The sequence below is a fragment of the Finegoldia magna genome (genome assembly GCF_018371055.1).
GTDB classification, from domain to species: Bacteria; Bacillota; Clostridia; order Tissierellales; family Peptoniphilaceae; genus Finegoldia; species Finegoldia magna_I.
Genome location: NZ_JAGYZD010000042.1, coordinates 1 through 10218, shown reverse-complemented (window position 1 = coordinate 10218; position 10218 = coordinate 1). Strand labels below are relative to the sequence as shown.

The following is a 10218-nucleotide window of genomic DNA, read 5'->3' as shown; positions in this document are numbered from 1 at the left end:
CAATCAATTCATTAGTAGATTCTGATGAAAAACATGCGTATGTAGTAGAAGAAACAGAACTTTAGGAGGTATTTAAATGCAAGAATATTTACAAATCAAAATAGGCAATGATTCAAATGAAACAATGACCATCAATTTAACTAACTATGACCGTGCGAAAACTGAACAAGAAATCAGCACAATAATGGACAAAATCTTAGAAGCAAAAACATTCACTGGCAAAAAAGATATCTACAACAAAAAAGTCTCAGCAGATGTAATAACTGTAGATAAAAAACCAATGAATATACAATAAGGATAACAAATGGACGAATTCTTAAGTTTTGTCGGTAACGTCGGCTTTCCCATTTCAGTGACAGCATTTCTTCTAATCAGAGTTGAATCCAGATTAGAAGACATCAAAATCTCCATTGAAAAGCTTAACGCCATCCTCACTAACTTAAACAGATAACCTTAATTTCATATATCATTTCCTAAAATTTTTCTAACGAAACGGTAAGTCTCACACGAGATTTGCCGTTTTTTGTGTGTAATTTGTGTGAAATCTAAAAAAATTAAAGAAAATTTAAAAAAAAATAAAAAAAATTTGAAAAAATAGTTGCGAATCATTATTAATTAGTGTATTATAATGATTGTTGCAAATCATTTGCATTTAAGGAGGAATTAATGATAAAAAATTTTAGAAAATTATTGGTGCTTTTGGCGCTAGTTTTGGTTTTTGTGACTGCGTGTAGCAAACAAGATTCAAAAACTCAAAACACAAAGCAAGAAGATACGACAAAAACTAACGGAAAGAAGACAATTTATGCGACGTTTTTTCCTGTTGCAGATTTGACGAAGATGATTGTCCAAGACAAGATGGATGTCAAGACTATTATCAAGACGAACGAAGAACCGCACTCTTTTGAACTTACTTCAGATAATATGAAAGATATTTTAAAGGGAGATTTGGTTGTCTACAATGGCGCTGGAATGGAGTCTTTTGTTGATGATTTGAAAAAATCTATGAATGATGATGGAAAGTTTTTGGATTTATCTAAGGGGCTAACTTTGTTGGATTCTTCAAGTGAAGGTTCGGATATGAAAGCTATCAATCCACACACTTGGCTTTCAGTAAAGAATGCTGAAAAAATGTTGAATACTATTTATGAGAAAGTATCCTCGATTGATCCAGAAAATGAAAATTTTTATAAGAAAAATTTAGAAGATTCTACTGCAAAATTTGATTTGTTGGATAAAAAATTCGAGCAAGAACTTTCTAAGGTAAAGAGCAAGGAGAAGTATTTCGTGGTTTCTCATGCTGCATTTAATTATTTGGCAGATGATTATGGTTTGAAACAAGTTGCTGTGACTGGTATTTCTCCAGAGGATGAACCTACTGCAAAACAACTAAAAACTATAGCTGATTTTGTGAAGGATAAGCATATTTCTACAATATTTTTTGAAGGGAAGGCTACACCAAAAGTTGCAGAGACTTTGGCAAAAAATACCAACACGAAAACATCTACTTTGTACACTATGGAAAATCTCGATGAAAATCAAGTTGCCAAGGGATTTTTGAAGCTTATGGAAGAAAATCTAAAATCACTTGTGGAAGCTTTTAATGAGTAGTGATGTAATTTCTGTCAGTGATTTATCTTTTGCTTACGACAAAAATCTGATTTTAGATAATGTGAATTTTTCTGTAAAAGAAGGAGATTTTGTCGCAATAGTTGGTGAGAATGGCGCTGGTAAGTCTACTTTGATGAATCTTATTTTGCACAATCTAAACAACTACGATGGAGAGATAATACTTTTTGGTACTGATATAAAAGAGGATAATCATTTTAGAGATTTGGCGTATATTTCCCAAAATTCTGTTTTATCGTATAGGAATTTTCCGACTACGATTGAGGAAGCTGTGAAGATTCATTTGTCTTTTTTGAAGAAAAAGACTGATGCAAGTATATATTTAAAACAAGTGGGACTTTTTGAACACAGGAAAAAAGCATTGGATGAATTGTCTGGTGGACAACTTCAAAGGCTTGGAATTGTTCTGGCACTTATAAAAGATGCGAAGATTATTTTCTTGGACGAGCCTACAAGTGGTATAGATAAGAAGTTTGCAGATGAATTTTTCCAGAATTTGTCAACTCTCAAAAATCAAAACAAAACTGTTGTCGTGATAACTCATCAGCTTGATTTGGCGAAAAAATACATTGATTATGCTATTAAAATCAAAGATAAAAAGTCAATGATAATTAATAATAACGAGATTAGTCTGTGAGGAGAATATGGATATATTTGAATACGAATTTATGCAACGAGCATTCATCGTTGGAGGGTTGATTGCAATAATACTTCCTTGTATGGGACAGGTCGTTCTATTAAAAAGGCTATCGATGATTGGAGATACACTTTCTCATTCATCACTTGCAGGACTAACTATTGGACTTGCATTGGGATTCAATCCACTGTTGGCGGCAATCATCGCGTGTGTTTTTGCGGGGCTGTCTATTGAAGTTATCAGAAATAGATTGAAATCATATCAGGAAATATCAACGGTTATAATACTTGCAGCATCCATTGGTCTTGCAGGAATATTTTCATCCATGGTGAAAAACACCAACAGCATCTCATCTTATTTGTTTGGATCAATTGTAACCATAAGTGATGAAGAATTTTATTTGGTAATAGCTGTGTCAGCTTTCGTTTTGATTTCTTATAGCCTATTGTACAAAAGCTTGTACTTGAGTATTTTCGATCAGAAAGCTGCTAGCATATTGGGGATTAATATAAAATTTATAAATTTTTGCGTGACATTTTTGTCGGCAATAGCTATATCAATTTCAGCGAAAACAATAGGCTCACTTATAGTGTCATCACTACTTGTATTACCGAGTATTAGCGCTATGCAATACACCAAAACTTACAAGAACACACTAATCGTTTCAATAATATTTTCGGTTATTTTCGTGTATTTGGGTCTTTTCATATCGTATGCATTAAACCTTAGACCGGGATCTGTAATTGTATTGTTATCAGTCGTTTGGTTGATAATTTCATTAATAATAAAGAGAAAATAGGAGTAAAAATGAAAAATAGTAATAAAAAAATAATATTGGCTGTGGTTTTATGCTCAACCATTTTAAGTTCATGTTCACTTTTTTCTAAACCAGAAAAAAAATCAGAGCAAACAAACGAATCTGCAAAAAAAGTTGAACAAACAACTGACAGCAACAAACAATCTACAATAAAAAAAGACAAGACGACAGAAGTGTTGATAGATTCTGAAATCAAAAAAGAAGATATCGCAAAAATCGTAAAACACGGAGACCATTGGCATGTGTTCACCAAAGACGGCAGGGAAAAAATCACATACAAAGACCCTAATAAATTACAAAACACATCCAACTTAGAAATGGTCAGCGTTGTTGGTAAAAATAGACTCAAAGGTCAAAATGTCGTTGCAATCAAAAAACACGGCGATCACTGGCATGTTTACTTAAGAAATGGTGGAGAATATCTAACTTACGAAGACCCATCAGCAATGTTTCCACACATAAAAGTAGGAAAATATGTAGGAAGTCACGGTGATCACAGAAAACACAATAACAAAAGAATGGATGCTAGAACAATAGCACACGAAAAACAAAAAATAAAACAAACAATTGAAAAAAATGACGAAAGAGTTATCAAAATCTTAAAACACGGTGATCATTATCACATCTACACATCAAAAGGTAATGAATTCGTGTCATACACAGACCCACGAAGCTTGTATCCAAACGCAGAGTATGGACAGTACGTTGGAACTCACGCCAACAGAAAACAAATGATTGAAAAAATCATCAGAGAAGATAGACAAAAACAAAAACAAAAACAATCTTCTAAGAAAACTCTCGCCAAACAAAATTCAGACAAGCTAATAAAAGACGAAAAGCTTGTAAAAGTAGAAGACAAGAAGAAAAAACACAATGTAGTCAAGATTCTAAAACACGGCGATCATTGGCACATCTACACAAAAAATGGAGAAGAATTCATAACTTATGAAGATCCATCTTCCAAGTATCCAGATGTAGCTGTTGGAATATATACAGGTAGTCACACACAACAACCACAACAACCAAGAAAAGACAACAAAGACAACACACCACAAGAAAATCTGCCTGAAAACCCAACAGACACACCACAAAACAATAAACCAGACAAAAAAGAACAACCAACAGAAAAAACAAGAGAACAAAAAATACAAGAACTAAAAATAACCAAAGTTTTGGGAAAAGATGAAACAGTAAATGAAATTAACAGATTTGACATCGTAAAAATTTTAAAACACGAAGACCACTATCACATTTACGACTCTAACGGAAACGAAGCAATAACATACACCAACCCACAAGACCTTTATCCAAATGCTTATTTTGGAAATTATGAAGGAAGCCACAATAATTCACAAAACAATAATTCACAAAACGATAATGAATTCAAATGGCCAGAAAATATCACAAAAATCGTAGACCACAAAGATCATTGGCATTTGTACAGAGGAGATGAAGAAATCGCAGTAGTCAGAGTAAATCCGAAAGATCACTACCCAAATGCAGAATATATCAAAGATTACATCGACGTAGGAAATGTAGAAGTAGAAGACACAGATGTATTCAACTATGACGACATAAAAGCTAACAAAGTCGAAGGAATCGAAGCAGTATTAAACGACAATCTACGAAACATGACAGGATATGGAAAATTGACTGATGGAATCGCAATCATGGGAACAGAAGACAAACAAGACAACGTATTTTACTGGCTACATGGAGACCACTACCATGCAATAAGCATAAAAGATTTGGTAAAAATGGAAAAATCTGGAGCATTGAAAGGATTCACAGCAAAAGATGTAGTTGCAACATTGAAATACAAGTTCCAACATCCACAAGAAGATTTGACATACAAATCAGACTTGAATATCGAAGAAATAATAGAATTCTTGAAATCTCACTATAAAATAAACGATCCATCAAGAATCTTCTCAATAGGACAAGAAACTGTCGACATTTACACTAAAGATACAACAAATAGTTTCCATATAAGTCAATTTGAAAAGAAAAACGGAGAAATAATCTTCAAAGGACAACTTCCTCAAATACCAAGTGACGAAGAGCTTGAAAAACAAGAAGAAGAAACAGTTGAAGAAACAGAAGAAGAAATTGGTGAAAAAGAAACAGCAGAAGCAACAAACAAAAAACCTGTAGAAGATAAAAAACCAGAAGATAAATCAGAAGAAAAACAACAAGAAAATAAAGAAAACAAAAAACAAAATTCAGAAGAAAAACAAAATCTTCCTACAGAAAATAACAAAGAAACAACTGAGACAAACTCAGCAAACATTTAAAAAAATCGGCTCACTAAGAGCCGATTTTGGTTTATTTATTATAGTATATTGATTTTTCGCCACCTACAATATAAATAGTCTTACTGTTGATATTATCCTTAACATAATCAGTTGAATTTTTTGGTGAAAGTATTATAGGAGCCTTCATTCTATTAGACACTACAGATGCTATAAGAGCGTCTGGATAATCATCTCCTGATGCTAATATTAACTTTTCAGGGTTTTTATAAGCATAATTGGCAACCTTTAATGATGTTTCATATCTGTTTTTTCCGTTGAGTCTGATTGAGTTTTTAATTTTATTTTGAACAGATTTTGATACGGAAAATTCTCCTCCTACAATGATTGCGTTATTGTTTTTCAAATGCTTTTTAATACAATCAGGTATTTTGTTTTTTTCGACTAATAAAATAGGGGTACTGTTTTTACAAGAAATTGATCCTGCAGATAATGCATCAGCGAAAATTTCTCCTGAAGTCACCACAACATCATTTGTTTTTAGTCCAAGTTTGATTAACTTTTCATACACTAAACTTGATGTTTCATATCTAGAGTGGCCAGCAATTCTTTCAACATTATATGCATACAAATCAGACTTCACCTTATCTGATATTGAACTTTTACCACCGACTAAAATTATATTTTTAGCATTTAATCTTTGCAATTCAGCTTGTACATCATCTCTTAATTTATCCTTGTCTGTTAAAATTATCGGACAATCCAACATTTTAGAAAGTGAAGATGATACAAGAGCATCTGGATAATTTGCACCACTTGCTAAGATTACATAATTAGAATCGACGAACGATTTTTTGCTTACTTCAATTGAAGTTTTAACCCTATCTCTTCCCGAAAATCTTATTGGATCTGAAGGAATAGTAGGATCTTTTACATAATCAAGCTTATTAGAATCTTTGATTTTTCTTTTCATATCATTTATTTGCTCTATTTTTGTATTTAAATCTTCAACCAAAGCTTTAATTTCATTCTTCGTTGAATTAAGTGTTGATGTATTTTGTTTTATAGATTGTTCAACATTGCCAATTTTATTTTGAGTGTCTTTTAAATTTTTTTCGGTATCATCCAAATTAGATTTTAATTTGGAAAGTTTTTGAGTCAATTCTTTTAATTGATTTTCTAATTGAGCAACTAATTTTGCTTGATTTGATTGACCATTTTTCTTAGCTAATAAAGCTTTATATTCGTTTCGTAAAGCCGTGTCATTTCTTTTAAAAGCCTCTAATTGATTTAGCAATTGTTGAGGAGGGATTGGCTCAGACAAGTGATTAAGTCTTACAAATTCTTCGTATAAGAATGTATTATTGACAAAGTCGTTAGAAGTAGCCATTCCTTGAAGCACAAAATCTATATTAGTAAGCAATAGATTTGTATAATGTCCAATTTGCTCGTTCAATTTAGTTGCTTCATTTTCCATTTCATTTATATGATTTTCATAAAATCTATATTTTTCTTCAAGAGAATTAAAAGTAGTTCCAGGATATAATTTATTAATGATATAATCAAAAACTCTTTTTTCGAGCTCATAGCAACCTTTAAAATAATTATCAAGATTTATTTGCCAATCTTGTGTGGAAGGTGAGTCTCCGCCAAACAAAAGATTTTCAAACAAATCATAAAGCCCTTTTCCAGCATCATAATGATAATATATTCTTTTATCGCCTTCAAGTTTTACTTGAGTGTTAAATTGAATATAAGCTGATGTATTAATCGGCTTAAGTCCATACTGAATTCTTCTTTCATTAGCTTTAATTAACATTTTTGCTGATATTATCTGATTATTTAAAGCTAATGCACTATTTTCTCTATCCATCAAAGCCATGTCTAAATTTGATTTACCTGGTACAGCTGTGGACGGATGTCTATCATAAAATTTTATATCTTCATTGATGTCTTTATCATTTAAAGATTTATAAAATCTTAGACCGTCAAGTTCCTCATTTTCATAAGTTTTAGATAATTCGTTTAATCTTTGTTGTTCAGATGGAGATAATCCTATCGACTGTGATTTTGCTTTATCCAATTTAGATTTTACATCATTACAATCTTTAGTTGTATCCTCGATTGATTTTTCGTAATTAGTCTTGTTTATATCTAGTGTAAACTTTAATTCTTTTAAATTTTTTAAATTGACTTTATCTTGTTGTATTTTATTCTCTAATCCTGGTATCGAATCGTTTTTTTGTTTTAGTGTTTGCTTTTGTTGGTTGATTTCATTTTGTAATTTTGATATTTCCTTCTTTAATTGTTCGTTCGTTAGCGTTTTGTTGCTCATACTACTTGAAATCTGAGTATTTTGTTCATGTGCAGCAATTGTGCTAATAGGTGCGATAGCTGATGATAAAGATATCGTTACCGCTAGAATTTCGGCTAGTGTTTGTTTATTCATTGTTACTCCTTCACTATTAAATTATTATTTATATGATTATTCTATCATAAAACAAAAAAATAGACACAAATAGTGCCTATTCTTTACTTTGATTTATTTTGCTTCTTCAAATTTGATGTTGTATTCAAAATCTGCTGGATTGTAATAATCAAGAGCTTTACCTTCTACTTCAGCGTATGGATAACAGAAGTTATTAAGTGGTTTGTCATCTTGTTTTGGTTCAAGAGTAAGATCACGTCCTGTAGTCAATGCTACACGAAGTGAATCCATTCCTCCCCAATAATAGTCAGCAAGTTCTTTTGTTTTTTCATCAGATTTGTCTAATTTTTGTTTCAAAACAGCCTTCAAAACATCGCCTGGATCTGCTTTTACCCAACCATGACCTTGAAGGTAGAATTCAGACCAGCAGTGTTGACCTTTAGTTTCATCATCAGATGGCTTTTTGCTCATTCTTACACCGAAGATTTCACGTGCAGGAACGCCGGCTGCTCTACACAAAGATACGAAAACTGAGTGGATATCAGTACATTTTCCTTGTGGATGACCTAATAATTTTTCAACTTCACCAGTACCGCAACCCTTTACAGATTCGTCACGGTTCATGTTAGCGATAGTCCAATCGTAGATTGCTTTTACTTTGTCCAAATCATTAGTCTTGCCTTCAGTGATTTTGTCGGCGAGTTCTTTAACTTTACCATCAACAGGCATCATGCTGTTTGGTTGCAAGAATTCCTTAAGTTCGTCCTTTTTAGCATGGTCTTCTTTTTCAGAAAGTTCTCCTCTTTTAATTTCCTTACGATCAGCATCAAAAGAAAGAGAAACCTTACGATCAGTAGCTTCCTTGTCCCATTCAACATAAAGCATTTTGTTTCCTAATTTGTCAGTAGTTTGTTGTTGTTTAGCGTGAGCTTCATCCAAATCTACCTTAACATTAGTAATCTTTTGGTATTCTGAATCTTGTGGAATTGGTAGCCACAATTTTACAGATTTACCCTTTTCGTATTTTGATAAATCAACATTTGTTGTCAACGTACCTTTTCTTTCTGCGAATTTTTCTTCCTTCTTTTCTTCTTTTTTGATTTCTACCTTATTAGAATCTTGCTTTTTAGTTTCTTCTTGTTTAGTTTCTTGTGTATTATTCTTGGCACAAGCCGATAAACTAAATACAAAAACCAATAAAAGTAAAATCTTCAATGCTTTTTTCAAAAAACATCCCCCTTTATATTTTTTTGCATAAAATTAGGCAATATATTAAATATTGCCCAATTAAATATCTTATTTTGCTGCAGAACCTTCGATTTTATATCCTGCATCCATCCAAGCAACAATTCCACCTGGATGACGATATACATTTGTAAATCCAGCTTCTTTTGCAAGAACTGCGCCGACATCACTTCTAGCACAGCCAACAAAACCACAATATACAACAACAGTTTTGTTCTTGTCTTCTCCCAAAGCTTTCAAGAAAGCTTCTTTTTGTTCTGGTTTTAATTCGTCTGCTTTCATAGGCAATTCAGCATTTACAGCGCCAGGAATTCTGTTTTTGTCAAAAGATTTAGCTGGCATAGTGTCAACTATAACCATGTCTTTCTTTTGTTCAACCCAAGAATTCAAATCTTCTGTAGATACAAGTTCATATCCACCTTTGTTAACAGCATTTACAAGTTTCATACTTGCAGTTTCAATTTTTTGTTCGTTACCGTCTTTTGCAGTACCAGGACCTTTTGCAGCTCCTGGAGCAGCCTTTTGACAACCAGTTGCCAATACTAAAATCATGGCAAACAATGTTAAAGCTTTAATGAATTTCTTCATTATGTAATCCCTCCTAAAATATTCTATATATTAATTATATCGTAAAATTTGTATTTCATTTATTGAAATAATTTATAAATAGGCTGTTTTTATGCCAAATTTGTGTCATTTTCTATAAATGACGAAAAAATTGTGCGATATATATTTGTTTTTCAAAAAAAACCCTACAATTTATTATGATATACTATAATTAATTCAATATTTTTATTAATTTATCAATCTCCCAAGGAGGATTATCGTGGCAATTGTGCTTTTGTTGGCGCTTTTGGCTGTTAAATTTTCAAATAGATATGGTATTCCGTCGTTTCTATTGTTTATTATTTTAGGAATATCTTTTAATTTTTTCGGAAAAGATTTCAATAATTACAGGTTTGTGGACGAGTTTTCAAGCGTTGCGCTTTTGATTATTATGTTCTACGGTGGTTTCGGTACAAATTTGAAAATGGCAAAACCAGTGACAACACAGGGAGTTATCATGGCAAGTGCAGGTGTTGTGTTGACATCTGTTCTTACGGGAGCTTTCTGTTATTTTGTACTTAAAATCAGTTTCGTTGAATCCATGCTTTTGGGATCCGTTGTAGGTTCCACGGATTTTGCTTCGGTGAGTTCGATTTTACGAAGC

Annotated in this window: 10 protein-coding genes; 7 read left to right on the top strand and 3 right to left on the bottom strand. The window is 32.2% G+C overall.

The features are described from left to right. Nucleotides 1–76: 76 nt before the first annotated feature. The 6 genes from KHW44_RS03185 to KHW44_RS03160 all read left to right on the top strand — a co-directional run bounded on the left by KHW44_RS03185 (nt 77) and on the right by KHW44_RS03160 (nt 5377). Nucleotides 77–295, top strand: coding sequence for a DUF2922 family protein (locus KHW44_RS03185; RefSeq protein ID WP_094206589.1), 219 nt, complete (start codon nt 77–79; stop codon nt 293–295). Between the two features lie 9 nt (nt 296–304). Continuing rightward, a complete protein-coding gene (locus KHW44_RS03180; protein WP_002835918.1) occupies nt 305–451 on the top strand; it encodes a YvrJ family protein in 147 nt (48 codons plus the stop codon). Between the two features lie 215 nt (nt 452–666). Next, nucleotides 667–1611 carry a metal ABC transporter substrate-binding protein gene (locus tag KHW44_RS03175; protein ID WP_304065889.1) on the top strand — a complete coding sequence of 315 codons (945 nt, stop codon included), beginning with the start codon at nt 667–669 and terminating at the stop codon, nt 1609–1611. Continuing rightward, the gene (locus KHW44_RS03170) at nt 1604–2266 is read left to right on the top strand and encodes a metal ABC transporter ATP-binding protein (protein WP_304065887.1); all 663 of its coding nucleotides are present in this window, start codon (nt 1604–1606) and stop codon (nt 2264–2266) included. Before KHW44_RS03175 ends, KHW44_RS03170 begins: the two co-directional genes overlap by 8 nt. Nucleotides 2267–2273: 7 nt before the next feature. Next, entirely contained in the window at nt 2274–3065 is a 792-nt protein-coding gene (locus KHW44_RS03165) for a metal ABC transporter permease (protein ID WP_002837808.1), read from the top strand. A gap of 8 nt (nt 3066–3073) precedes the next feature. Next, nucleotides 3074–5377, top strand: coding sequence for a hypothetical protein (locus KHW44_RS03160; RefSeq protein WP_304065885.1), 2304 nt, complete (start codon nt 3074–3076; stop codon nt 5375–5377). Nucleotides 5378–5408: 31 nt separating this feature from the next. Here the strand turns inward: KHW44_RS03160 and KHW44_RS03155 are convergent, their stop codons facing one another. The 3 genes from KHW44_RS03155 to KHW44_RS03145 form a co-directional block, all read right to left on the bottom strand. After that, complete coding sequence (locus KHW44_RS03155) at nt 5409–7784, bottom strand: cell wall-binding repeat-containing protein (RefSeq protein WP_294685458.1); 2376 nt, start codon at nt 7782–7784, stop codon at nt 5409–5411. Nucleotides 7785–7877: 93 nt separating this feature from the next. Further along, nucleotides 7878–8990, bottom strand: coding sequence for a transglutaminase-like domain-containing protein (locus KHW44_RS03150; RefSeq protein WP_294685457.1), 1113 nt, complete (start codon nt 8988–8990; stop codon nt 7878–7880). A gap of 69 nt (nt 8991–9059) precedes the next feature. Next, entirely contained in the window at nt 9060–9596 is a 537-nt protein-coding gene (locus KHW44_RS03145; RefSeq protein WP_002839880.1) for a rhodanese-like domain-containing protein, read from the bottom strand. Between the two features lie 238 nt (nt 9597–9834). Between KHW44_RS03145 and KHW44_RS03140 the strand changes: the two genes are divergently transcribed. Then, nucleotides 9835–10218: cation:proton antiporter (locus KHW44_RS03140; protein WP_304065881.1), on the top strand; the 384-nt coding region annotated here is incomplete at its 3' end.